The 25,341-nt window shown below is 61.4% G+C and carries 21 protein-coding genes; 16 read left to right on the top strand and 5 right to left on the bottom strand.

Translation table 11 applies throughout. The features are described from left to right. Positions 1–43 precede the first annotated feature (43 nt). The 6 genes from AYK61_RS21815 (at position 44) to AYK61_RS28310 (ending at position 5,158) form a co-directional block, all read left to right on the top strand. Positions 44–355, top strand: a complete 312-nt coding sequence (locus AYK61_RS21815; protein ID WP_121873078.1) for a hypothetical protein — start codon at positions 44–46, stop codon at positions 353–355. Further along, entirely contained in the window at positions 355–2,907 is a 2,553-nt protein-coding gene (locus AYK61_RS21810; RefSeq protein ID WP_121873077.1) for a hypothetical protein, read from the top strand. The genes AYK61_RS21815 and AYK61_RS21810 overlap by 1 nt, the downstream gene beginning before the upstream one ends. 140 nt (positions 2,908–3,047) lie before the next feature. Beyond that, positions 3,048–3,719 carry a hypothetical protein gene (locus AYK61_RS27085; RefSeq protein WP_128646016.1) on the top strand — a complete coding sequence of 224 codons (672 nt, stop codon included), beginning with the start codon at positions 3,048–3,050 and terminating at the stop codon, positions 3,717–3,719. Then, complete coding sequence (locus AYK61_RS21800) at positions 3,716–4,270, top strand: YbaB/EbfC family nucleoid-associated protein (protein ID WP_183130493.1); 555 nt, start codon at positions 3,716–3,718, stop codon at positions 4,268–4,270. The genes AYK61_RS27085 and AYK61_RS21800 overlap by 4 nt, the downstream gene beginning before the upstream one ends. Positions 4,271–4,353: 83 nt before the next feature. Then, positions 4,354–4,731, top strand: coding sequence for a PH domain-containing protein (locus AYK61_RS21795; RefSeq protein WP_032379830.1), 378 nt, complete (start codon positions 4,354–4,356; stop codon positions 4,729–4,731). A 148-nt stretch (positions 4,732–4,879) separates the two neighbouring features. Beyond that, positions 4,880–5,158 carry a DUF2510 domain-containing protein gene (locus AYK61_RS28310; protein ID WP_121873074.1) on the top strand — a complete coding sequence of 93 codons (279 nt, stop codon included), beginning with the start codon at positions 4,880–4,882 and terminating at the stop codon, positions 5,156–5,158. 129 nt (positions 5,159–5,287) lie between these two features. On the opposite strand, the gene AYK61_RS21785 is transcribed toward AYK61_RS28310, so the two are convergent. Further along, a complete protein-coding gene (locus AYK61_RS21785) occupies positions 5,288–5,641 on the bottom strand; it encodes a hypothetical protein (RefSeq protein ID WP_121873073.1) in 354 nt (117 codons plus the stop codon). Between the two features lie 9 nt (positions 5,642–5,650). After that, positions 5,651–6,820, bottom strand: a complete 1,170-nt coding sequence (locus tag AYK61_RS21780; protein ID WP_147458377.1) for a hypothetical protein — start codon at positions 6,818–6,820, stop codon at positions 5,651–5,653. A 334-nt stretch (positions 6,821–7,154) separates the two neighbouring features. Between AYK61_RS21780 and AYK61_RS21775 the strand changes: the two genes are divergently transcribed. The 10 genes from AYK61_RS21775 to AYK61_RS27435 all read left to right on the top strand — a co-directional run bounded on the left by AYK61_RS21775 (position 7,155) and on the right by AYK61_RS27435 (position 20,155). Continuing rightward, positions 7,155–7,817 (top strand): DUF4190 domain-containing protein, encoded by a 663-nt coding sequence (locus tag AYK61_RS21775; RefSeq protein ID WP_121873071.1) that lies wholly within the window; start codon positions 7,155–7,157, stop codon positions 7,815–7,817. A 118-nt stretch (positions 7,818–7,935) separates the two neighbouring features. Next, on the top strand, positions 7,936–10,149 hold the full coding sequence (locus AYK61_RS21770) for a PQQ-like beta-propeller repeat protein (protein ID WP_259468216.1): 2,214 nt from the start codon (positions 7,936–7,938) through the stop codon (positions 10,147–10,149). A 259-nt stretch (positions 10,150–10,408) separates the two neighbouring features. Beyond that, complete coding sequence (locus AYK61_RS21765) at positions 10,409–12,916, top strand: hypothetical protein (RefSeq protein WP_121873070.1); 2,508 nt, start codon at positions 10,409–10,411, stop codon at positions 12,914–12,916. 383 nt (positions 12,917–13,299) lie between these two features. Beyond that, on the top strand, positions 13,300–13,881 hold the full coding sequence (locus AYK61_RS28000; protein WP_259468215.1) for a DUF4190 domain-containing protein: 582 nt from the start codon (positions 13,300–13,302) through the stop codon (positions 13,879–13,881). Between the two features lie 110 nt (positions 13,882–13,991). Beyond that, positions 13,992–14,699: an RDD family protein gene (locus tag AYK61_RS21750; RefSeq protein ID WP_121873069.1), complete on the top strand. Its 708-nt coding sequence runs from the start codon at positions 13,992–13,994 to the stop codon at positions 14,697–14,699. Positions 14,700–15,438: 739 nt separating this feature from the next. After that, positions 15,439–16,224 carry an SGNH/GDSL hydrolase family protein gene (locus AYK61_RS21740; protein ID WP_183130491.1) on the top strand — a complete coding sequence of 262 codons (786 nt, stop codon included), beginning with the start codon at positions 15,439–15,441 and terminating at the stop codon, positions 16,222–16,224. Between the two features lie 8 nt (positions 16,225–16,232). Further along, positions 16,233–17,507: an acyltransferase gene (locus AYK61_RS21735; RefSeq protein ID WP_121873066.1), complete on the top strand. Its 1,275-nt coding sequence runs from the start codon at positions 16,233–16,235 to the stop codon at positions 17,505–17,507. After that, the gene (locus AYK61_RS21730) at positions 17,473–18,723 is read left to right on the top strand and encodes a beta-propeller fold lactonase family protein (protein ID WP_121873065.1); all 1,251 of its coding nucleotides are present in this window, start codon (positions 17,473–17,475) and stop codon (positions 18,721–18,723) included. The genes AYK61_RS21735 and AYK61_RS21730 overlap by 35 nt, the downstream gene beginning before the upstream one ends. Positions 18,724–18,744: 21 nt before the next feature. Next, complete coding sequence (locus AYK61_RS21725) at positions 18,745–19,983, top strand: serine hydrolase (RefSeq protein WP_183130490.1); 1,239 nt, start codon at positions 18,745–18,747, stop codon at positions 19,981–19,983. 4 nt (positions 19,984–19,987) lie between these two features. Continuing rightward, positions 19,988–20,155 (top strand): hypothetical protein, encoded by a 168-nt coding sequence (locus tag AYK61_RS27435; RefSeq protein ID WP_183130489.1) that lies wholly within the window; start codon positions 19,988–19,990, stop codon positions 20,153–20,155. A gap of 79 nt (positions 20,156–20,234) precedes the next feature. Here the strand turns inward: AYK61_RS27435 and AYK61_RS21720 are convergent, their stop codons facing one another. From AYK61_RS21720 to AYK61_RS27430, 3 genes are all read right to left on the bottom strand, one after another. After that, positions 20,235–22,757: a VWA domain-containing protein gene (locus AYK61_RS21720; protein WP_147458375.1), complete on the bottom strand. Its 2,523-nt coding sequence runs from the start codon at positions 22,755–22,757 to the stop codon at positions 20,235–20,237. A gap of 41 nt (positions 22,758–22,798) precedes the next feature. Next, the gene (locus AYK61_RS21715; RefSeq protein ID WP_183130488.1) at positions 22,799–23,602 is read right to left on the bottom strand and encodes a PASTA domain-containing protein; all 804 of its coding nucleotides are present in this window, start codon (positions 23,600–23,602) and stop codon (positions 22,799–22,801) included. 218 nt (positions 23,603–23,820) lie between these two features. Next, positions 23,821–25,341: a DUF6777 domain-containing protein gene (locus AYK61_RS27430; protein ID WP_183130487.1), complete on the bottom strand. Its 1,521-nt coding sequence runs from the start codon at positions 25,339–25,341 to the stop codon at positions 23,821–23,823.

The following is a 25,341-nucleotide window of genomic DNA, read 5'->3' as shown; positions in this document are numbered from 1 at the left end:
TGTGGCTGCGACATGGTGACGCCAGTTTTTTGGGGGAGGTGCAGTGGGGGAGATGCTGAAAGCCGATCTCGATGCGATCAGGTCGTTGGGGGCGCAGCTGAAGGTCACAGCGGACGAAGTCGCGCAGGTTGCCGCGCCCGTCAGCGGCAGTACTGACGCAGTGGTGATGCCTGACGCCGGTATCGACGATCTTCTGGGTCGGCTGACGGCGGCTTTCGAGACCACCGTGGCGGAACACAGTTCCGCAGCGCTCGCCTTGGCCGAAGGCGCTACTACGTCCGCGGCCACCTATGAAGCCGTTGAGGACGCATTCATGCGACAGCTCGGCTCGTTGACCCACGGGTTCGGCCAGTGATGACTCCGACGATTCCCCAGGTCGAGTCGTGGAACCCGCAGACGCTGGCTGCGGCGGGCAGCGCGATGAAGACAGCGGGGACGGCTCTCGTCGACCGCTTGGCCGAAGTGGACCTCGCGGTCGACCGGTGCGCACAGACGTGGGTAGGCGACGCAAGCGCGGCCGCGTCGATGTCCGCGGTCTCGGAGGTGCTTACCGCAACGGCGTCGAAACGCGCGGCCGACACCGCAGGTGACGCGATGGTCACGCATGGAGAGGCGCTCGATGCCTATCGCACAGCACTTCTGACCGTTCGCGATACCGCTGTCGACCTCAACGGCATGTCCGTTGCACCGGACGGAACTGTCACCAGCCCAACGGTTCCCGGTGCCAACGATGACCCACTCCGCCCGGTGTTGCAGGGCATACTCGACAGGCAAGCGGCGGATTTCCAAATCAGCTTGAAAGAGAATCTGGCTCACTGCGGATCCGCTCTGACGGCGCTGAGGTCGGCACTGACCGATGGTCTGGCAGACCTCGAACAACACGGTGGTCCCGGTGGTACCAGTGTCGGTTCAGCGGTGCTCTCGGCCGAAGACGGTAGGGCGATCGGTACTGCGGTGCGAGATGCCATCGGTGACGGTGAATCGATCCCAGCTGACATCCTCGTCGAACTCACCGAGGACCTGCGGGCCACGGGGATCGAACCCGCGCAGCTCGAGAACTACTTGGGCGGCGGCACTGCAACGATCCCTGCGAGCACCCAGCAGTTTCTGAAGGAGTTCTACGACGCCGCGGGTGTCGACGGCTTCACCGCCGCCAGCCGAGAGTTGCAATCGCAGGGTTCGGCCGGTCAGCAGGCGGCAGCCTCACTCGCCAACGGCGTCATGGTCTTGTCCAACGAGAACGTCGGCACCGGCCGAGGCGCGGATGGGACTCTCACCGGAGCCGGCACCTACGAAAACTTGCCTCAGGACATGCGTGACCTCATTTCGACTCGACCACGTCTCGGTATCGACGGACTGGACAGCAATGCGTTCACGTATCCCGGTGACGGTCCGATCGTCGATGATCACCGGAACTTCGACGAGGGCCAGAGCAAGCTGTTCGACGCCCTGTCGCTGGCGGAGGCGGGCAACGAGCCCGGGACGAAGATGTCGACCGAGCTGATTCGACAGGGAATGCACCTGTCCGCGATCGATGCCCATGGCGGAGCCCTGCCTTTCAGCAACGAACCTATCGACACTGCCGGTCACACGGAAGCCCTCGAGAAGGCAATTGCTCTCGGTTCCCGTAATGCCGAAGGTGCGCACGCCATCCTGACCGGCGAGGGTGGGCCGGAGATCCTCGGATCGGGGTACCACGCAGATACTGCGGTGATGCCGTTGCTGCAGCGCGACGACGGTACGGCGATGGCATCTCTCACCGATTGGATTCCGCGTGATGCGCACTCGACGGCGGCCGAAGGGTCCGCCGAGGTCGAGGACTCGGTGCGGGCAGGGGCCGCGGCACGTGGTCTGGCAGAGATCATGGCCAGTACCGAATCATCGTATGGCACAAACAATTACACGACACTGCTGTCGGGTGATCCGAAGATCGGTGGCGGTACGGCGGTTCAGGTCGCCGAGGCGCTCGCCCCGTTCGTGGGGGACATGACCGGTATGCCGGGTGATCTCACGCAGACGCATGGCTTCGGCGAGTTCGGCGGCAGCAAGGACTACATCGGCGGACCTGTTGAGCCGCTTCGTGTTTTCAGTATTCTCGACTCCGATGATCAGGCCAGCCAGATCATCAACGGCACTGCGCTCGCTGAGAGTCAACGGATGGATCGGCTGTTCGCGACAACCGGCGATGCGTCGCTGGGGGACCAGGCTTATCGACTGCAGTGGCTTGTCGATCACGGGCTCAGTACCGAAATGGACCAACGTGTGCAGGACGGAGTCGACAAGCAGGAAGCTGCCGATGCCCGGAACTCGAAGTTCACTGCAGCGTGGACAGCGGGGCAAATCGTTGCCGGTGGATTGGGCCCTGGTGGAATCGCCGTCGCGGCTGGCTCCGAGTTTCTGAAGCCGTATGTGCTGTCTGTCGAGGATCTCGATTCGCCGGTGGCTCCCGAGCTGACCCTCGATGCATCGCAGTTCGGATTCGATCGCAGGAGTGATGAGTATTCGGCGAGTAAGTGGGGCAGCCCGGACTTCAGGCGACATAGCGTTCTCGACGCACTGGTCAGCGCTGGTGCGGTGAATATCCAGGATGTTCCTGATTCGTACAGGAATGAGGATGGGACGGCACTGCTTCCGTATTCTGAGGCCGTAAGGAACTATCTGGATGAGCCATACCGAGTGCGTACTGATGCGTCGCACATTGTTGCCCAGCTGATCGAGCGTGCCGGTATCTCGAATCTTGAAGAATACTCGCAGAATGCGACGGGTGATGAGCAGGAAGATTTACTATGGACTGCGATTCGTCCGGTGGGAAATAGCCCTGATAGGGAGGAGATTTTGAAGTGGTTGGCAAGTGAGGAATCGGCGCTCAGTCCACGCAATGCCTGGCCGACAGCGATCTACGGATGAGTATGGGTAGAAGTCTGCGAAATGTCAGCGCGATACTGTTGATTGTGGCAACTGGGATGACTGCCTGTGGCTTGGAGACAAAGGACAGAGCTGCTCCGCTGACTACACTGGCACCGAGCTGGCCCGCTACTGATGCCTATGTGGTTCCCGATCAACTACGCGATACAACGATGGTGTGGTCGGCGGAACCGGGTATTGACCTCTTCTCGGCTGAGGGAACAGTGATTCGCGCGGCCGATGAGTCTGCCGTCATTGCGATGATGATTGGTCTCAAATATTCGTACATAGGGTTCGCGGAAAGTTCGCGTAGTAAGGGCGGTGGGATATATCAGGGAGATTTCATTACTGATACCGGCCAAGGGCCTTTTGTTGGAACCGTCTACGGTCACATTCAACAAATCATCCCGAACGAACGTGGCTTCGACGCTGTGGTCTGTGTGCTGTCTGTCGGAGTCGGAGTGCTGGAGAACGAGAAATACTCGCCGGCACGTTTCGCCAACGGTGAGGGCGAAGAATTGCGAACGCGATTCACTCGCGCCGGCGGCGCAGTAGGGGCACCCATCGCAACCCAGCCCCCGGTCGGACCACAGCCCGATCAGGCGCAGTGGCAGGCACCTGTCGATGATCAATTCATCGGTTGGGAAATCGACGGATTCGTTGACAACGATCCGGCCACCGCAGGGGTCGGCCGCTGCACTCAGTGGGCGCGATCGCTGTATCCGGACACGACTCCCACCATCGAGCGTGATGCCATGGACACTCCGCCACCGGTACAGCCCGCCTACCCTGGTTGGCCAGATTCCGCGAATTGACCGGACGTATTCGACGGGTACATCGTTTCAACGAAGAGGCCAATACTGTGATCAGCTCCCACGAAGAACTCGGCGCGAAAGTTCGTCGACTGCAACAAACCGTGGCCGACATCCATGGCATCACACAACTCGATGGCGTCACTGTCCGGACGGATGCGAACGGTCGCCTCACCGGGCTCCAGGTGAGCCGCGACGCCTACGTCCGTGGACCCGACGTGTTGGCCGACCTGATCATGCGTGCGTACAACCGGACTGCTGACGATGTCCAGCGGCGCACTGCAGCAGTGATGGCGGAACTGCGCGAAGACCCGATGGTGGCTCGGATCTCCGACGTGACCGACAGCAGAGCAAACCATGGCGTGAGGCTCGAAGGGGCATGCGACACGTCGGAACCGGCAATGCGGCCGGTTGAGTTGTCTCAGCCCGGGGACAAGTCCGTTGCACAGCAGGCTTTCTCGGCGCTGTCGCATACCCGGTCTGTGGGCCGCGGCCCCAACAAGTCCGAAGCGGACGTTGACCGCTACTACCAGCGCAAGTCGTGGCTGGAATAGATTCGGTAACGTCCGCGCGTTTGCCAGCGACTATTTCTGGAGTGTCCGCGCACAGCGGACTTGGGACGAGAGAGTGCGAGCGCATGGGTTTCATGGATGGCTTGATCGGCAACGCAGGAAAGATCGATCCAGCTGCAGCGCATCAGGAATACAGCCGACTACTGGGTAGCGGCGAGCAGATTCACGCGGCGTATCAGCTGGTGCGGGATGCGTTCCTGTTCACGAACCGTCGGTTGCTGATGATCGACAAGCAAGGGCTTACCGGTAAGAAGGTCGAGTACCACAGCGTGCTCTACCGTTCGATCACGCACTTCGCCGTCGAAACCGCTGGAACTTTCGACCTGGACGCTGAATTGAAGATCTGGATTTCGGGCAATGCGACACCTATTCAAAAGCAGTTCACCAAGCAGGTCGACATCTACGAGGTCCAAGCGATTCTCTCGCACTTCGTGGTGTCCTGATCTTCCAGCAATATCGCGCATCGTAAAAATCGAACGAAGTCCCTTGGGCGGCTCTTGCGTCGACAATCGAAGGTTGCGACACGATTGCGACGGCTGACTGAAAGCTGATCACGTTCTACGCGGATGAACACCGGTACGCAAACATTCCATGACACCCGATGAGAGAAGGACCCCAATGGCAAGCCCCTGGCACATTCTGATCCTCCTGTTCCTTCTGATGATTCCGATAGCGATCATCGGCGCAATCGTCTATGCCGTTCTCTCCTCGAACCGTCGACGTTCTTCAGCTGTAGCGGCTCTTCCTCACACAGCCGCACCGGGTTGGTATGTCGACCCCGAAAATCGATGCCAGCTCAGGTGGTTCGACGGCGGGCGGTGGACCGATGCAGTCGCCCCGACCGGCCCGGTTCCGCCCACAACGCTTTGACCCTGCCGGGCGGAGACACTGGTGAGATCAACCAAGTCGATCTCCTGGACATGAGAGTCTTCCTTGATGTCGCGACTCGGGGCCAGCATGGTGTGCGGTGGGGTGATGGCGTTGCCTCAGCATCTCTTGTCACTCGACCAAAAAGCTTTGCTCGGCATGAAGTGATTCCCCATCACGAACATCGACATCCAGGACGTAGGTGTAAGAACCGGGTCCGATGTTGAAGCCCCATCCTCCTCCGTTGTCGCAACCACCGAGTTTTTGCTCTCGAGTAAGCATTACAGATCCGGATGCGTCGAGAACCTTGGATTTTTCTACGCAGTATTGGCCAACGCCTCGACCGTTGTCGTTCTCCCAGTGCAGGTTCAGGCTCGCATAAAGCGCTCCGATGTCCTTCAATATCGAGCCAACCGCGAAGTGGTTCGGCGCAATCTCAGTCCCTGAGTCGGCCGGGCTTCCGTGACCCTTGATGATCAGCGGCACCAGATTCGACTAAGGTGCCACCGGCACCGAAGCTTTCAGATCCGAAGTAGTCGACGTCAGGGCAAATTTCAGATGATTGTTGCCGATTACTTCATTCCATGCTCCAGCCGCGTTCGCGATCAAGGCGTCCGGTAGATCGGTGAAAAGTGAGACAGCAACGCTCATCCGGTGAAGCGCGCGGTTCCGCGCCGAACCGTTGACCAGCTGACCGGCCGTCAATCCACACTGTGCAACGTCCGCCAACATGTCGCGGAACTGCCGGGCGTCGATCTTGTCGTAAGTGCGCATCACTTCGGCTGCGGATGTGAAGCACTGCCATGCGGTACTGCCGGTCTCGAACGCAGTGAGAAGGGCATCGCCGTCGACTCCGAGCATGCCGACGCCGGTGAGGATGGTTCCCAGTTGGAGCGCGACAGGGTCCACGTCGATATTCACTGTGGCCTCGGCGGTCCCTGGCGGAAACACCACTCGGCCACCCGTTTGCGGTAGTAGGAGGCCATCCCCGGACCTACTGTGTAGCCACGTGGCGAGAAGCTCATTGCTACCCACCGCGCCGGTGTTGGAATACGTGCCGTTCGGGGCTGAGGAGACGCCGTAGTACTGATCCGAACGGTTGGCGAACTCGATCCCAACGCCGTCCACATCCGTCAAGCACCCCTGTACGGGTGCATCCGGTGCGGTGGATGCAAGAGAGTAGTCGGCACCATCGATGGTGAGCTCGGTGCTGCATGAACTACCGGTAGGGCCGGAACTCATCGTCATATCAGCGATCAACTGATCGAACGCTTTACCTGCGTCGGCAATGACCAGTTGGAAGTCCGTCAGATGGGACGTACTCGCGGATACGATTCGTGTGACCGGATCCCAATCAGCCGTCTCGTAATCTGAGGAAGTTGGCTCGCCCGCGGTGCTGGATCGAACAAGCGGTCGGACGGTGTCGCTGATCAAATGTGCAAGCTCAGGTCGGTCTGACAGATCGAATTTCAATTCGATGGGGGATGACGGTTGCGCCCCGCCTTCGAGTTCTATTGCTACAGAATCCATTTCACCCAGGATGGCTTGAATGTCGGAACCTTCGATGGGGTCACTCGTGGGTGCGATGGTCAGAGATGTCCCCGGCGGAGCAGTTTCGGAGCGTGCCGTCGCTGTGACTCGAATACCGTCGACGTCCAGCGACACGCTGGCACCGTCCGTCTCCATGCTGGCCACCGCAGAATTTCCTGTCTGCGGTGTACCTGATTGTGCAGTGCCCGCAGTGTCGACCTCGGAACTACAGGATGCCGCCACCAGGCACAGAACCGTCAAGGGTGCCACGAGCAAGCGAAACGACGACATTGTCCAACCGATCAGAGGGGCGGAAGCAAGGCGATTGTTGCACCGATCTGCGATCTGGAATGTCGACCGATCGGATGACACCCGCTTCCGGGGAGTACCGAGGTCATCCGAACAGAGGACTGCGTTCCGCATCCCGGTGCCAGTAGATTCCCGACATGCGCAATGGACGGCTTTCCCGGTGAGTATTCCGCCGCCCCCACCACCCCCTCCTCCCTCTCTGCCTCCGGCCCCGGGCCACGAGCAGCCGTACTGGAACGGACAGCAGCCCTACGGATACCAGCAACAGCCACGCACCAATGGTCTGGCGATTGCAGCGTTGGTCGGTGGGCTGGTTCTCGCGCCCTTGGGGATCGTGCTGGGGCACATCGCGCTGTCACAGATCAAGCGCTCGGGTGAGCAGGGTCGCGGCCTCGCCCTGGCGGGCCTGATCATCGGGTACATCTTCACCACGCTGATGGTTCTGTCGATCGTGTGGCTGATGATGATCGCCAATGCCGTCAGCAGTGCGTTCGACAATTTCGATTCGGATACCTACTCGTCCGATTACTACGCCACTCAGACTTCTCAGTCCTACTCGACGTACGCAAGCACGGCACCGACGTACGACTCGGCAAGTACGGCCGAGGTAATCGAAAATGCGTCCGTAGGTGATTGCGTCTCGCGGATACTTGGATCATCCAACGGAGACGGGACCAACTCCGTCACGGTCACCGAGGCATCGTGCGGATCGGCCAGTGCTACTCACCGCGTCACGAGCCGAGGATCGCGTGCCTCGGACTGCTCGTACGACTGGGTGAGCACCGATAATCCGATCGTCGTGTTGTGTCTCACCGAACAATGACCGCGGGCCTGCGAGCCGCCACAAGAAGAGTTCGCTCGTGAGTCTGCCCCCGCCGCCGCCTCCGCCACCGCCCGTTGGTTCTCAGCACCCAGCAGTCGCAACGCGTAGGCGGGGTTGGGTGATCGCTTCCGTGGCCGTTGTGGTGGTCGGTGCGCTTGCTGCAGGCGGCCTGACGGCGGTCAACCTCCTGCGTGACTCCGAAGACGGGCCAGTCGCCGGCCAACTGACGAACACGTATCCCACTCAGCCCCAAGAAGGTTGGTCCTTGTCGGTAGATGAAGTACTGCCGGGTGGATCGTTCCTGTGGCCCGACTCTCTGTCGGCTACGTACGGCGTCGCCAACTTCACCGAGATCGGTTCGACCTTGGTGACCACAGTGGGCACGGGCCCGGGGCAGCAGAGCGAAGTCGTGGCCGTGGACGCGGCGACAGGCCGAGTCAAGTGGCACACCCCCGCCGACGGAACCATCACGTGTGCAACCAACGTCATCGACTCCACTCTGCCGTGCGTCGTGAGCAAGCGGGGCGAGCGGGCAGCGGAGGTCCAGTTCTACGATATCGAGACGGGTGACGTCCAGTCCACGGTCGATCGGCCGTCGGCGGAAATGGTCGAAGTGTCCGACGGCTCTGTTTTCACCATCGACAGCTTCCAAGGCGGCTACACGATCGCTCGCGGAACTCAGCGCGACCTCGATGCGCAGTGGTCGACCACCGAGACGTGGGATACCCAATGTGTCGGGTCGGGCGATGCTCATCACTTCGACGTTTCCGAGGGCATTGTGCACTTTTCGAGCATCCGGACCATCGCTCTCGACGCGGCCGATGGGCGACTGATTTCCGATCCGAATCTCGGAAGCTTCGTCCGGTTGCCCGGTCAGGGTTTCGCTGGGGTTCTGTGTGAAATGCCCATTTCTGACGACGGATACACCACAGCCGTCTCGTCGGGCGATGGAACCGAGATTTTTCGAGCTGAGCGTGAATACCCGGCAGACCCATGGTTGGTCGCCGAGTCCGAGAGTCGCCCGTTCGTGGGATCCGACGGTGCATACAACATCGAGGACGGATCCCCTGTGTGGACTGTCGAAGGGGGCGAGTACTTCTCGCTCAAGAAGGTTATCGGCGACATCGTGTTGGGAACGGATACGGAGACGTTGTCCGGGTACCGACTCGACACCGGTGAGCAGCTCTGGTCGACGCGAGTGGGGGAGAACCTCCAGTTCGTCGAATCGGATGGTGAGCAGGTCCTGCTCAGCGTCGACGACGGTCTCGTAGCAGTGAACCTGACGGACGGCACAACCAGCTGGTTCTTGGACGGTGACGACGGCTACGCGAGGTGGGGTAAGGCTCACGACGGGCTGGCCTCCATCACCAACGACGCCTTCACCTATTACCCGCCGACCGGGGGAGCGTCCGGTGTACCCGGCAGGCTCCCGAGCGCCGGAGACAGCGGCGATTCCGAGGACCAGTTCGTTACCAAGTGCGGCAGTACTCCCGTTCTCACGCCGATCGAATATCGCACACAGGCCGAGGGTCTCGTTGTGCGCATGGAGATGAAAGCGTCCTGTCCAGGCGGAGACATCGTCTCGACGAACGCGATGAGGGTATCGATCACCGACAGCGGATCCAGTGTCGCATCGGCAGTGTTCGACTTCTCGGATTCGCCTGTCTATCTGCCGAGGACGGACAGAACGAACACCACGAACTCGATCGAGCGCGAGTTCCTGTACGAACTCGACAGTTTCTGGCGACTACCGAACAGCCTCGGTTCGTCCTCCAGCCTGACCGACGCAACGGCGTCGGGCTCCCAACTCGTCGAATGCGAGGACGAAGGAACGAGCGACTCCAGCTTGACGACCGGCTCTCCGTCACAGGCTCGGACAAACAGCCCCATCACGGCCGTACGTAGCGCAGCGCCGACCACCGCCGACGTCGAGACCACGAGCCTCGACGCACTCAGGGCACAGGCCAACGCCGATTTGCCCTACGTCCGAGGCGATTTGGCCGACCGATGGGTGGCGCAGATCTCCTCCAAGCGAATTGGACTCGACGCCGCTGACATCAACGGCGCTCAGGTCCGGTGGACGGCCGAAGAGATCTTGCGTCAGCACTTGCAGTTGAGACTGATGTATCCGGAAGTACGGCTGCTGTGGAGTGACGAGTGGCGAACATTCGATCTGCGCGGTTGGTGGATCACCGTTGCGGGCCTGACTTTTGCCGATGCGGACGCAGCCAACGGATGGTGCGACTCGAAAAATATCGCCCTCGATCAGTGTTTCGCGAAGATCGTGAGCAACAGCCGAGATTCTTCGGGCACCACAAAGTACCGACGGTGATCGGTGGAGCATCGTCCACCGATCAAATGACTGTTCAATTCCCCATCCCCGTCGGATAATTCAGCCCACTGTCCATATCCCCCGAGGAGCTCGGCGCGTGCCCGGAGAAAACCAATATCAGTACGGTCAACCGACTACCAGCGGTGCGCCTCAACCCCCTACCTTCTACCCGCCACCGCCCGGCCACCCCGGGACACCGCCGCCACAACCTCCGCAGCAGAACCGTGCTCCAGCGCGGTCGGCCTTCACCGACATACCGGTGGGAGACTACATTCGGGACGGCGTGGCCGGCGTCCTGCTCTTCGTCTCGTTCTTTCTGCCGTGGACGCTCGAGTTCGGCATCACACGCGGGGGATCGGGTGGCATCATCGCGCTCGTTGTTCTCCTGACCTTGCTGTCCTTGGCGTCGCTCGGCCTGCCCTACTTCGCGCGCTTGGGAATGCTGGGGCAGAACTGGCAGGTCGGCCAGGTGCGGGTGCTGCGACTCGCTCTGAACGGTCCGCTCATCGCGATGGTGGTGGTATTCCTTCTGTACGACGTGATCCGAGGGATGTTTCGCTTCAGCGAAACCTCGTCGATTTTCACCGGCGACGGGATCGGTTCGGCTGCGTGGTTCGGTGTGGCGGGTGCACTCTTGGCCGCGCAACCTCGTGCAGCAGAGCTACGAATGGACTCACGCGCAGGAAGCCGTTGGTTGGGGTGGATCAAACCGCTATTGATCGTTGCAGCCGGATTGGCAGTCGTATCCGGCCTACTGTCTCTGATTTTCGTTCTGGTGTCGGCGAGTCGGTATTCGTCGGACGGTGGCTACGTTCTTCAAAGTCTGGTCGGTGGAGTGACTTCGGCGGCAGTACCGGTCGTGGTGCTGGGTGTGATAGCGGCCGGGGCGGCCAACCGCTTCGAGTCCTGGAGGCTCACGGTTGCAGGCCTCGGCCCTGCCCTGCTCGTCGGTGCGTTCTTTCTCTCGTTCGACGATCTGACCGGAGTAGAGCTGTTTCACAACGCATTCGGAAGTCCCTATTATGCGATCACCTTGCTCGTCGCGGCCAGTGTGATCGCCTACCTGCCGTTCGGGCTTCCCGCGGCGACCGACGCCACTCACGCAGGATACGTATGGCTCGATGCAGCCCGGAACGGACTTCGAGTCATAGCATTCTGGAGCTTCGGCACCGCATTCTCGCTGCTCGCCTACGTCATCACCCAAGCGGTGTCGGGCTGGAACGACGTCGGCGAATCGATTGCTCTCGCTGTCTTCGCTCTGCTGATCGGTGTACTTGCGGTCGTCGGGGCTCAATCATTGGCATTTCGTTACAACTCGCCGGATCCGCGACCCTCGCGAGAGGTGGTCATCGGAATCTGTCTGGGTCTTTTGGCGCTGATGATCGGTCGGCTCATTACTCAGTCGATCATGTACGACTCCGACTTTCCCAGCGTCTGGGTCTTCGACCTGGCGATGAGCGCCTCGACGATCATCATCGCCCTGTCGGTTGCCGTCGCACCCGCCGTGCGTGACCTCTACTCCGGGGTGTCCCTCTTCGCGTCGGTCACAGCGGGCCCCTCGCCGGTCGGTGGTTACGGACAGTCTCATTCTTCGCAGGTGCAGTACACGCAGTCCCAGCAGTTCGTTGGGCCTGTCGACGCCGCGTCCGACCCGCGCACTTCCGCCGCGACACTGTTCGAGATCGCCACGACATCACCGGAACTGCGTCCAGCGGTAGCTGCGAATCCGTCGACCTACGAGGACCTGATCGTGTGGCTCGGAAAGCTCGGTGACCCCGCCGTCGACGCCGCCCTGTCTCGCCGCGCAGCCGGGCAGTTCGGCCTGCCCGAAGGGGCGCCCGGCCATTCCACGGTCTCCCCGGATGGGACGTGGTCGCCCGACGACTCCGCCGCGGATGCCCGGCCGAGCCTTCAGAAAGCCAACCGATCCGACAACTCGTCACCGCAACCGTCGACAGCCACCACACAAGAGACCAGAATTGGGGATTCGGTAGCGTCGGATCCGAACACACCTGCCGTGACTTTGTTCGAGATCGCCACGAACTCTCCGTCACTCCGACCGGCGGTAGCTGCGAACCCGTCGACCTACGCCGACCTGCTGACCTGGCTCGGGCAGTTGGGGGATCCTGCGGTGGATGCTGCTCTGGCGCAACGAGAGTCAGGTCGATCAGGGCCTGCGCAGAACCGCAGCCAACCGGCTCCGCGGGTGACCGAGGCACCCACCGTGGTCGTTGCCGGCCCCCCTGCGTCGTCTCGCGAACACGCCGCTACCGACCCTGGTACTCCGGCTGCTGTGCTGTTCGACATTGCCAGCAACTCACCGGAATTGCGCCCACTTGTGGCCGCGAACCCGGCGACATACGACGATCTGCTCGAGTGGCTCGGCAAACTGGGAGACCCCGAGGTCGATGCCGCTCTGACTCGTCGAGCGGAAAAGCGTCCCGCTGCAGACGAAACGGCTATATCCGGCGTAGCTGCCGAATCGAAGCCCGACGCTCCGAGCGCGGTTGTCGCGAATCCCGAAACTGCTCCTACACTCTCGGCGTCGCTGCCTGCCGAGACTGCGGAACAGGTTGCTACCGACGAGGACAAGTCGGCGGTCTCGGACCCGATGTGCCCCGCGGCGGTGCTGTTTCGTGTTGCTGAACACCGGCCCGACCTTCGCGTGATCGTTGCCGGGCACCCCAACGCCTATCCAGGACTGTTGACCTGGCTTGGAGGACTCGGTGATTCAGCCGTGAACGACGCTCTGGCTCAACGACGATGACGACCATCGGGCCTCCGCCTCCGCCTCCGCCCCCTCCACCCACTCAGCCGTGGTCCTCGTCGGCGCACACACCGCCTCCGCCTCCTCCACCCCTGGCTCCTCCACCGCAATCGAACGTCTCTGGTGGACCGACAACGAGCTACAACACGTATTCCGGCTACGAGTCCTCTTACCGAGCTCCGGCATCCAACTCCGCTACACGTCGAATCCTTGCCGTTACTGCTCTGGTCGCCGGCATTGTTGCAGGACTGGCATTGTCGATGCTGGGTTTCTCCGAAAACTGGGTCCAACGGGTCATCGCGTCCTCAGTTGCCGCCGTCGGCTTTCTCGTCTTTGCATGGCTTCAAAACGTGAGTGTGACGAGGCGCTGCGGTGCCACCGTGTTGACGATTGTTGCAATCGCATGGCCGTTGTCGGACATTGCAATGCTGCTCGCCGCTGGATGCATACTCGCTGCTTGGATTCTGGTTCGACGTCGATCCCTGATTCCGTTGATCTTCCCTCCGTTCGCAGCAGTGTGCACCGTTGCGCTCACCTTCCTCACGATCGATCGCGGGTCTGGAGCCGGGATCATCGTGACACTCCTGCCAGTGATGCTGTGCTTGGCTGCTTTTGCTTGGCTGGCAGCAGGTATCGACAAACTGGTCAAGCCACGTGCGGCGCAGGTCGGGACCGACGAAGTAGGTCCACTGCGTGAATACTCGCCAGCCACAGGATATTCGACTGTGCAGACGTCGTATGGCACCAACACGACAGCCGTCTTGTCTCTGGTATTCGGGCTCTTCGGTTCCGGGATCATCGCGGTGGTGCTCGGACACGTCGCGCGCGGTCAGATTCGGCGAAGTGGTGAGCGTGGATCCGGAATGGCCACTGCCGGATTGATTCTCGGCTACGTTGCGATCGTGGTCTACGTTGGGTTGACCATTGCCTACGTGGTGTTCATCGGGAGGCTGTACGCGGTCTGAACCTGTCGATGACACGACCACCAACCGTGATCATCCGAACGGTGGATACCGAACGAGCAAGCATCATGTGAAGCTTCGGGGAACCTATTGCCTGAGCATCGGAATACCTCATGACGAACGAGCAAATCCCGAATCGAGGCGTACCCACCGGTCCGCCACCGCCGCCCCCTCCTCCTCCGCCCCAGCAGTGGGGGCACGGCATCTCGTCCAACCCGGTACCTCCCGCGCAGCCGCAGTACGCCTCAGGGCCGCCCGGGCAGCATCGTTACACCCACGACGGTGCGCGTCTAGCGGGCACGGGAATGCGGGTTGCAGCCCGACTGCTCGATTTCGTTCTGATCGCCATTGTGTCGTTCATCGGTGGCCTCATCTCATCGACTGCGCTCTCGAGCAACTTCGACTACGACGCTTACCGGACAACGTCCGGAGTGATCAGCCTCATCATCTCGCTCGGTGCCATCGCCTATTTCCTCTTCGCTGAATCCTTGTGGGGGACAACTGTGGGCAAACTGATTCTGGGAATCAAGGTTCGCTCGGCAGCAGGTGGCCAGTTGAGTCTCGGTCAAGCATTCAAGCGCAACGCGTTCGTGCTGCCGATGTATTTGGGTGCGGTGGTTTCGTCCCTGGTCATGCTCGGCAGCGATCAGGATTTCGCGGGTACGATGTCATCGATGATGTATGGAGGAACAGTAGGAATCCTCGGAAATATCGCGACGGTCGGACTATCGATCGCACTCATCGTTTCGATCAGCAATTCCCCCAACCTCCAGGGATTTCACGACAAATTGGCTGACGCCGACGTGATCGCCACCCGGTAGTTTGCGCACGCAACCGGCCCCTCGCCAAGTCGTAAGCGAGGGGCCGGTTCGTTGCGGTGACGAAAAAATGCGGGGATCAGTAGCCAGGGCGAGGCTCGAAGCCGGGATCGGGGAGAACCGGGGGAGCCTGTTCGACCTGTGCCGGCTCGGGTTCTTGCTCCACCGGAGCTTCTTCTGCTGGTGCTGGTGCTGGGTTGGGAGCAGGCTCCGGCGCGGTGAATTCCGCAGCAGGAGGCAGGACATCCGCGGGTGCGGGCTCTGTAGTCGGTAATTCCGGCGACGTGCTGGGAACGGTCGTCGTGGGTGTTGCTGTGGTCGTCGTCGCCGGTGCAGTTGTGTCGTCATCTCCGCAGCCAGTGAGTAGCAGCGACAACGATACCGCTGCTATTGCAGAGATGGCCTTCAGGGAATGTGCCATTCGAATGAGTGCTCCTGTCGAAAATCGAAACGGTTCGCGTCGAGTCGGTGTGAACGTAACACCCGATCGAAGTGGCGGCGCTGGTGTCCTCTATTCGAATGAATCGATTGTGGAATGGCCGCCACCGGCCAGTATTGTTTTGTCCAGCGTCTAAAGTAACCCTGGACTTCAGTCCGGTGAGCAGAAAGATTCGACGACTCCATGAAACGTTCCATCATCCGGACTGTTCTTTTGTGCTCTCTCTCTATTGCCGGATCTGCGATGCTCCTGACTGCGCCTTCGGCAGTAGCTGCTCCGAAGGACGGAGCGACACTGGTCACGATGGGCGATTCCTTCACCGCCACAGCGCCCATCCTCGGAGACCGAGGTGATGGTTGCGTGCGGCCACCGACGTCGTGGCCGGCGCAACTCGCCGACCAGATCGGTCTCGGCGGTACCGATCGCTTCGTCGATGTGTCCTGCAACGGTGGCACAATCGACACCGGCGAGGGCTTCACTCTGGTGCAGCAGGCGCGCAAAGCAGCCGCCGCCGGAGCGTTCGGGCCCGCCACTCGCGCGGTGACCATCCAGGCCGGTTGGAACGACACCTGGGGAAGCTCTCCCGGCCGCGCCTTTCCGTCGGTGGACTGCCTCCTGGACGTGATCCGCGGGTGCGGGCTCGATGCGGCGGACCAGGGCAGACTGCCCGACTACCGGGCGGTGTCCGGCGAGGTGTACGCCGATCGGGTTCGAACAGTCGTGGACTACGTCCGCTACTACGCTCCGAACGCCGAGATCGTGCTCGTCGGATATCCCGAAGTGTTCGCCGGTGACCAAGCAACGGCCTGCATCCAGGTCGGCGCTGGAATTGCAGTGCAGCCCAACGCAGCCGGCTACATCACATACCTGACGGCGCTGGACGCCGCTCAGCGCGATGCCGCAAGAATCCTGGGAGTCGACTACTTCGACGCCCTTGCCGCCACGAAGGGACACGGCAGCTGCACCGGTGATCCGTGGATCGGTGGCATCACTGGAGTGGATTCTCTCTATGTCGGTGCGCCGATTCATCCGACACCGCTCGGCAACTCCGTCGTAGCGTCAGCGCTGCGCGACCGACTCGCGTTCTGAGCGCGCAGATGGTGTCGGGCCTCGATTCGGAGGTAGTGAAGCGGCGTGATCTGCCCTCGCTCACAGGTGCGCGATGGTGGGCGGCTTTCGCAGTCTTTCTCCTCCACGCGCTGGTGTTCCTGCCGGTGTATCCATTTCAGAAGTCTTCGACCTTCGAGACGATTCACAGCTTCGTACCCATGCAGCTCGGTGCTGCCGGAGTGACATTCTTCTTCGTGCTCTCGGGGTTCGTCATCTATTGGTCGTTTCGACCCGGTTCGTCCATACGCCAGTTCTACTGGCGGCGGGCGCTGAAGATCTACCCGACGCACATCGTCGCTGCCCTCGTATTCGTGGTCGCCGCCTCGGTCCCTTTGTCCAGAGCGGTGGTGTGGGTCCCGAATCTGCTGTTGGTCCACACGTGGGTGCCGAAGTGGACGATGGTGGGGGGATTGAACGTCCCTTCGTGGTCCCTGTGTGCCGAGATTCTGTTCTATGCCTGCTTCCCGTTGGCGTTGCCTCTACTCAGAAGAATCGGAACCCACCGTCTGTACTGGGCTTTCGGTGCTCTCGTGTTGATGATCGCGGCCATTCACGTGTCGTACTTTCTCTTCGTCGACGGGCCACGCGGAATTTCGAACATCTTTGCCCCGAGGCTTCTCCCCGGAGATGTTTCGCCGATGTTCGAGATACACGCCTCACCGGCGTGGTTCGCGCAGGACGACATCCCTGTGTCTCCCTCGTACTGGCTGAGCTACACCTTTCCGCTCTCGCGTCTTCCCGAGTTCTTTCTCGGGGTTCTGGCCGCCCGGCTGGTCATCGAGGGTCGCTGGCGCAATATCCGCCTGACACCACCACTTCTCGCTCTGGCGCTCGCTTTTTCGGCGACGTGGGTCGTTCCGGTCAACTTCAAGATGTCTGCACTTCTCGTGGTTCCTGTCGCCGCAGTAGTCGCCACCCTGGCCTCCAGAGATCTCGACGGTGTTCGTGGGTTGAATTCGACGCGGCCCATGGTGTGGCTGGGCCAAATCTCGTATGCGTTCTACATGATTCAATTTCCGGTGATGGTCATCATCACGCGACTGTTCATCGGCGGCAATGCTTTCGACTTCGCGGGATGGTTGTTCTGGGCATTGGTCAGCCTCGTGGTGTCGATCGCAGCTGCGCAGCTGATCTACAGTGGCGTCGATCAAGCGTTGATGCGCAGGTTCGCCCGTCGACGTGCGTCGTCGACAACCGAATCGCAGTCTCTCGAATCGAGCGTTCAGGATGCCTCCGGAAGCCCGGTTGGAGTTCGTCGATGACCGACAACCGGCCACCGATACCGACGCCTCCGCCTTCCCGGCGCGTACGCAACACACCGCCGGCCGTGTCCCCGATGCCCCGCCCACTGGTCCGAGTCGACCGCCTGGAGCACCATTGTCCGGTCTCGCCGATCAGCCACCACGGCGGCGATCAGCCGTAGCGATCGTGCTGGTGGTCTTTGCTGCTCTGCTCGTGCTCGTTGCTGCAGGAACGGGAGCGTGGTATCTGCTCGGACGCGAGTCCGGCGCGGGTACGACCGCGAGCGCGGGTGTAGAGCAGTCGGATTCGAGCTCGGATTCGTCGAGCCCGACCGGTGCATCGGACGCCCCGCAATCTGTTTCCCGGACATTGACATCGCCCGTCGGGGCGAGCCCATGGGCAGTCGCCCTCGATCCCTCCGCCGCTACCGCCTACGTCACCAACTCGGACAACGGAACCGTATCGGTGGTCGATACTAAAACGGGAGTGACACGGGCGAGTGTCCCTGTCGGTAGCAAGCCCGCAGGCGTGGCATACAGCACGCAGAACGATGCGGTCTACGTGAGCGACGCCAACGGTCGGTCGGTGACCGTGATCGATGCGCAATCCAACGCGATCGAAGCTGTGGTTGCCGTGGGCAACGGCCCGTACGCCATTGCCGCGGACGATGCCACCAACGCCGTGTTCGTCTCGAACTTCGACGAGGGCACGGTGTCGGTGATCGACGGTCGAACCAACGCGGTGACGGCAACCGTCAGAGTGGGTGCCAAACCGTATGGCATTGCTTCGGAGCCGAATTCGGGGTCGATCTATGTCACCAACGCCGGGGATCGTTCGGTGTCGGTGATCGACGCGGCACGCCGCACGGTGGTGGCCACCATCCCGGTCGGTGCCGAACCGTGGGGCGTGGCAATCGATCCGGCGATGGAACGGGCATACGTCACCAACCATGCCGACAACACCCTTTCGGTGATCGATACGGTGTCCAGATCGGTGGTGACGACAGTTCCCGCAGGTGTGTCACCGGTCGGTGTGGCGGTGGACTCCAGCAGCTCGACGGTGTTCGTCGCCGATCACGGTTCCAACACCGTCACAGTTCTGAACGGGCGTTCCAATTCCATCGAGTCGAGCATCGTGGTCGGCACCAATCCGCATGGCATCGCTGTCGATTCCGATGGCGAAATCCTGTTTGTGACCAACTTCAAGGACGCGACACTGTCTGCCATCGGATTCTGACAGGTGATCATGGTGTGCGCTGTGCGACGAGCAGTCGCCGTCGGCGTTGCAGCGCTGCTGCTTTCGAGTTGCGCACATGCGGTCGATGTGGAGACTTCCGATGTCGGTGGGGGAGTCGAGGTGGCGACCTCGGCCTCGGTGTCGACGCAAAAGCCGCAAACGGACTTGGCGGCGTTGGTCGACCCCGTCGTGCATGCCACCATGGACCAGCTTGCCGTACCGGGTGCGGTCGTCCTGGTGCAAGAGCGGAACGTACTGTGGCAGAACGCATACGGAACTCGAACGGTGGGACAAGACGTCCCTGTTACCGTCGGCGACCACTTCCGGATCGGTTCGATCACGAAGACAATGGTTGGCACGGTGGTCTTGCAACTGGTCGAATCCGGTGCTCTCGCTCTCACCGACCCTGTGTCGAGTTTTCGTTCCGACGTGCCCAATGGTGACTCCATCACCATCGCCGACCTTCTCGAGATGCAGAGCGGCCTCTACAGCTACACCGAGAACAGCTACTTCAATACTGTCCTCGATGAAAATCCCGGCCGGGTATGGGACCCGGAAGAGTTGTTGGCGATCGGCTTCGGTGGAGCCCCGTATTCACCGCCCCGGCAGGAGTTTCGATACACGAACACCAATACAGTTCTGCTCGGCACAATCGTCGAGTCGATCCTCGGGACCGATCTTCGAAATATACTGGCAGACCGGATATTCGAGCCTCTAGGACTGGACGACACCAGCTTCCCCGCCTCGGAGGACGCCGAGTTGCCTGACCCGCACCCCCACGGGTACCTGTTCGGTACGAACGAATCCGCCCGGATCTCGGTGAAGTTGTCCTCGGCCCAGGTCGACAATGCTCGGAGCGGAGTGCTGGTTCCCAACGACGTCACCGACCTCAATCCGTCGTGGATCTGGGCGGCAGGCGGGGCGATCTCGACGGCCGCCGATATCGCGACGTACGGTCGCGCTCTTGTCCGCGGAGAAGAAATATTGGGCAAAGATCTTCAGTCTCGACGCATCGGTAGTGTGACGCTAGAGCCCGACAATCCGAGTCCCGGCGACTACGGGCTTGCCTGGCAGGCATACGGTCCGTTGATCGGACATGACGGTGCCATTCCCGGCTTCCAATCCTTCATGGGCCACGATCCGGTGAGCGACACCACGATTGTGGTGCTGTGCAATGTGCGCGACGGCCCCGCCGGCGGTCGGCCGGCCAACGAAATCGCGATGGGTGTCCTGCAACGATTGCAGAGCGGAATGAAGTAAGAACATGCGCATCCCCGTCTATTCGGTATTCGGCCATGTGGACCGTCGAATACCCGGAACTGTTGCGACGGTCGGTATCTCGATCGCACTGACCGTCTCGATCAGCAACTCGCCGAACCTGCAGGGATACCACGACAGAATGGCACAGGCTGTAGTGGCGACCACGCGATAGCGGTGACTCGTCGATCACGAACCCCCTCGTCACCGTGTGACGAGGGGGTTCGTGTGGAGTGAATGCAGGCCGACAGTCCTTACGCCGATGGGGGAGGCGGAGGGCTGTTGGGCGGCGGGGGCGGTGACGACGGTGGGGGAGGTGGCCGCGAGATTCCCGTCTGCTGGGGACGATTCTCGCCGGCAGCTGGCACGGCACCGATCGAAACGGTCACGTCGGTGAGACCGGTGTCGTGTGCGTCGACCTCCGATGTCCGGCGGCGCTTGTGTGTGCGTCTTCCGAATCCTCCGAGCGCGACGAGGAGCAAACCTGCACATGTCGCCAGCAGTGCCAGGTTCGAGTATTTCGGAAGTAGCCGAACGGATGTCGATACATCGAGATCGTTGCCCTCGGTGTCGGCACCGAGGGCGTGAATATGGTGACTTCCGATTGGCATATCCGATGGAATGGTCAGTGTGGCGTGCACGCGCCCGTTGTCATCGGCTCGAGCCGAAGCCAAAGTTCGCGAGACGGAATCTATCCGGAACACCACTGTCGAAGACGGGGCGAATCCGGCGGCGTCGATGGTCGCTTCGCCGCCTGCCTCGTAGATGTCTGCCGCCGATGCCCACGGCTTCTTGAAGAAGTCCAAAACGGGGTTCGAGCGGTCGACCACAGCATGATCCCACTTCGGTGCATTTTCGCGTGGATCGATCGTCGCTCGCGACGCCGACCACGCGGAGAGGGCACGAGCCATCGCAGCGTGACCGAGCTTGTTGGGATGGAGCAACTCGTGGCGGTCCGCAACGGCTGCGATGTTGTTCGCCAAGGTGCCCTTCGAAGATCCGAATACCGCATAGCTCTGGGCCAGATCGCAGATGGTGTGATCCGGTTGAAAGGCTGGTGCCACGTCGGATGCGTAGTACACCGGGATTCTCTCCGAGGCCAACGAACCGACAGCCGCTGCGATTTCGAGGTTGAGCGCATCGATGAACCGGTTGAAGAAGCGTAGTTCGTTCGCGCTGATGCCGAACTGGCACCCGCTCCCGGCAGCGAGTCCGGCCGCTTCGGTCGGCACGATGCGTGGATAGGGGACTACGACGATCGGGGCTGTCCTACCGCCGCGAGCCGACTTTGCTTCATCGTCGTTGACGGCGCGATCGACGTCACGGTAGACCCTCCGCAAGTCGTTCCCGATTGCGCTGATCCCGTCCATGGCCCACGTTTCGAAGACCATGGGCTTCCCGTCCGGCAAAGTCGGGTAGCAGTTCGGCCACACGCTGCATTGGATCACTTTGGTTCCGAAGCCGACGTCGTTTCCGCCGATGCTGAGCAACACCGCGTCGGGAGAGTCGGGGCCGACGGCCTCAGCGCGTAGTGACAGGAGCTGTGGCGTCACCTTGTAGTTTTCGGACTGCTGCTGCGAGTAGAAGTCCCCGACAACCGCACCCGAGCAGGCGAGGTTTCGCACCTTGTCACCGAAGAGGATTGCCCCGTATGCGCTGGTCGAACGATGGCATATATTGCCGGATTCCTTGTCGGCGGTGCCGGGGACGTAGTCTCGGGTGCCCTCACCGGAGGCGTAGGAATCACCCACCACCACTGCGTGTCTCACGTCGCCGAGAATGCCGGTGAGTGTGCCGAAAGGCTCGATCGTGGAGGTTTTTCCGTCCAACACCGATGGCGCAGAATTGTTCGCGGTTGCTGTCGCCAGCCAGGTGAATGTACCGAGAACAGAGTCGTCCGGCCTGATGGTGATATCGACCCTTCGGCTTTGCCCAGGATCGATGTTGCCCAGGAACCGTACCGGTCGTGGAACGAGAACCCGTCCTGGAACGCCTGTTTCGTCGTTCAGGGTGAGTGAGAGTCGAACGTCGTCAGCGCGGACGCGTCCGCCGTTGTGGACCGTGAAAGATGCTGTCGATCCCGCGTTTCCGGTTCCGCTGACCACGGGCAACTGATTCGGAACCGAGCCAGTGAGGCTCAGCTGTGCGCCGCCGAACTGTTGAAGCGCCGACTGTAGGCCAGCGGTATCGGTGGCCGAGGCGTATTGGCCGCCTGTGGCATCGGCGATGCATTTCAGTTCGTTCGCGCCGTCTTCGCTGATCTGGAGGCCGACGGTGTTGACTTGGATCTCGACTCCGTCCGCAACCAGTTCGTTCGCGACATCGCACACTTCGGTTGCACCGCAATTGGATTCGCCGTCGCTGACCAGCACGATCGTGCCCTTGTTGTCCTTGCCGATCAGTTCGGCAGCATGTCGTAGAGCTGGCCCGGTCGGCGTGTCACCATTGGGATCGAGTCGTCGTACAGCTGCTGAGGCCGAAGCCACATCGAGTTCCGCAATTTTCACCTCGACGTTTCCGATGGAGCACCCGTCCACCGTCCTCGACCCGGCCCCCGGATAAGCGATCAAGCCGAACGGTGTACGTGGACCCAACGCGTTGACCAGGTCGATCACCGACGAACGTGCCGCATCGATTTTCGACTCACCGGTCAGGGAGTTTGCATCCATCGAATCGGAGGTGTCGAGGACGACGACCACCGGGACGTATTGGCCGCCTGGGACGTAGACGTCTGTGTTTTCCTGCGCGCCGGCCGACGAAGGCAGCAGCAGCGACACTGCAACAACTGCCGATAGAGCACAGAGCCGCGTCGCAAGCTTCACCGTGTGCCCGCAATGAGGTTCAGACCTTCTGTCGATCCGAGGAGTTTCGCGTCCCCGAGGATCACAGTCGGGTTGTCCTTGGCGTTGGTCGTTGTCGCCTCGATTCGTAACCTCATGACGCCGTTGAGATCGACTCGAATCGGGGTCGACTGCCCGAGACCCACCTGCACCGAAGTCAGCTCTCGACCGTCGCCGAACACGGTGATCGTGCCGGATCCAGTGCCCTCGCGATCATCGGTTCCAGCAATGGCTTCGAGGGCAACCGCACCTCTGGACAATGAGTACTCTCCGTAAGCGGATGACCGAGCGGAGGGTGAGAGTTCCACGCTGGAGCCCAGCGCACCGCCGTTGACGTTGACCGATGACACCGTCGAGAAGCTCGAACTCATAACAGTGGAGACCGACGCGAGTGACAGTGCATCGCCTGGGTCGGCGACGGTCACAGTCACGACGGTAGGCATCACCGCGCCTGCCGGGGGATCGACTGCGAGTACCTGCCCTCGCGGAACCGAGGCATCGACGGCTCGGACCAGCTGGACCACTGCGCCGGACTGCTCGAGCGCGGTGCGCGCGGTGCGCTCGTCGGACCCGATGAGGGTACTGGGTACAGTCGCTGGAATTGACACCGTCAGTTCGATCTCGTCGACGGAAGCGGCTGCAGCCGAGGGACTCTGGGTGAGAATCAATCCGACCGGACCCGCGGCAGGCTTTTCGGCGAATGTAGTAGCTACCGACCCGAGGCCGGCGTCGGACAGCACGGTCAACGCTACGTCCCGATCGAGCCCGAGGACCGATGGCATCGGCTGTGTCGAACCGGATTGGGCCGCGACGAGATCCGATGGATCGAATTCGACAATGCTGTCCGGTGATCCGGTTGGCGGAGCGAAAACGTATGTCAGTGAAGCGCCCACGACCAGTAGTCCTATGACGATGGCCGGCCACCGTAACGCCACGATGACGCGAAGTAGTCGGGATGACCTGGATCGCTCGGCCAAGTCAGCAGTGCTACGACGAAACTTCAGCGTCCTTCTCCGTCCCGGTAGGTGGCACTGACGACAGGCACGGCAACCGACGACGACTCGAATCGAACGAGCCACACACCGTCCCTGGTTGCCTCGATAACCTTCTCGGCGGTCAGGTCCGATGTGGCAACCAGATGTTGGGTTTCGTCCGAACATTCGACGATCGACTTTTGCAGCGCTGCTTCACCTTCGGTACCTACGACTGTGCAGCGAACCGCGTCGGCCAGAACGAATTCCGAAATTGTGGTCGACGCCTCGCCTGTGAACGTGGTCTTCGCCGCGGGCGTTGCTGCAGTGGTTGTCGGTGGTGTTGTCGGCGCAGCGGTCGAGCTCGGGACAGCGGACGAGGAAGGGGACGGCGGTGCCGAGACGACTGCAGGAACTTGCGAAGGCTCTATTGCAGCTGCGTTCTCGAGCGGAGCTGGAGTGGTGACGCTCGGCTCGCGCAAGGTAGGCACCGGTTGAACGGGAGCCGAAGGGCGACTGGTTATCGTGGCTGAAGGCGTCGGCTTCTCGAAACCAGGGGCCGGGCTCGTACTCACTGTGGTCGACTCCGTGGGCCCGACGCTGATGCTGCTCGAAGCCGGTACGAGTGGCAAATTCATACTCCGCGGATCAGGAAGCGGAGTAGCGGGACGTTGCAGTGTGGAGGTATCGATCGTTCTGCCGACCGATCTCAGCAGTGGCTTCAGCGTGTCCAGATCGACCAAAGTGAATTGATCGACGGTTGAGTTGTTCGGTGTCACAGGGATTGGTTCACCTGCGGCGGGTTGCGTGGCGTAGTCGACGGAAACGACGTTCTGTTCGCGGTAAGACGGCCACCTGTCCCCGGTCGGCTGATAGCCGGACAACGGTTCGCTTGCCGGGGGGCCGAGCGGATTTCCGCAATTGCAACGGATACGAGGAACACCAGCGGCGTCGACCATGACGGCGGTACCCGCCTGAAGAACCGACTGGAACGGGGTTGCTCGACCGTCGGAGAAGCTGTAGTTGGTGACTCTCAGATCGGTCGTCAGAGAAACCGGCGTCAAAGTGTCGAGGTAGAACGGAATGGCCTCGGTCGGGATCCCGAACGCGGACGCCCACGCCTCGGACTTTGCACGGTCTTCGGACAGGTAGTTGGCCAACGCAGCAGCGTCGCAGGAAGCGTCGTCGTTGGTTCCACCGTAGAGGCCCGGCGTGGTTCCCACTACGGTCGACCCGCCGTTGGAATTGGTGGTCAACGATCCGGCGAGCTGCGCGAGCATCTCATCGCTCGACAGGTCGGACAACGGACGGCTGGCCAGAGCGACCGATGGAGTGAACGGTCCAGGACCGATCGACTCGGCCGACTGCAGTGCAATGTCATTGGTCGATGCCGACGATCCTCCAGTGACCAGAAGGGTCACGGCAAGGGCGCTCACCACCACCATCGACAATGCCGCAGCGGTAGCGCCCAGAATGGTGCGTGATGTGTCACGTTTTCCGGCATCAGGATTGGGATCCTGCCAGGTCGACGATTCGGATCCGGTGGTCAC

The sequence above is a fragment of the Rhodococcus sp. SBT000017 genome, assembly GCF_003688915.1.
GTDB lineage: Bacteria > Actinomycetota > Actinomycetes > Mycobacteriales > Mycobacteriaceae > Rhodococcoides.
The sequence above is the reverse complement of the archived record's forward strand: the minus strand, read 5'-3'. Positions and strand labels throughout refer to the sequence as shown.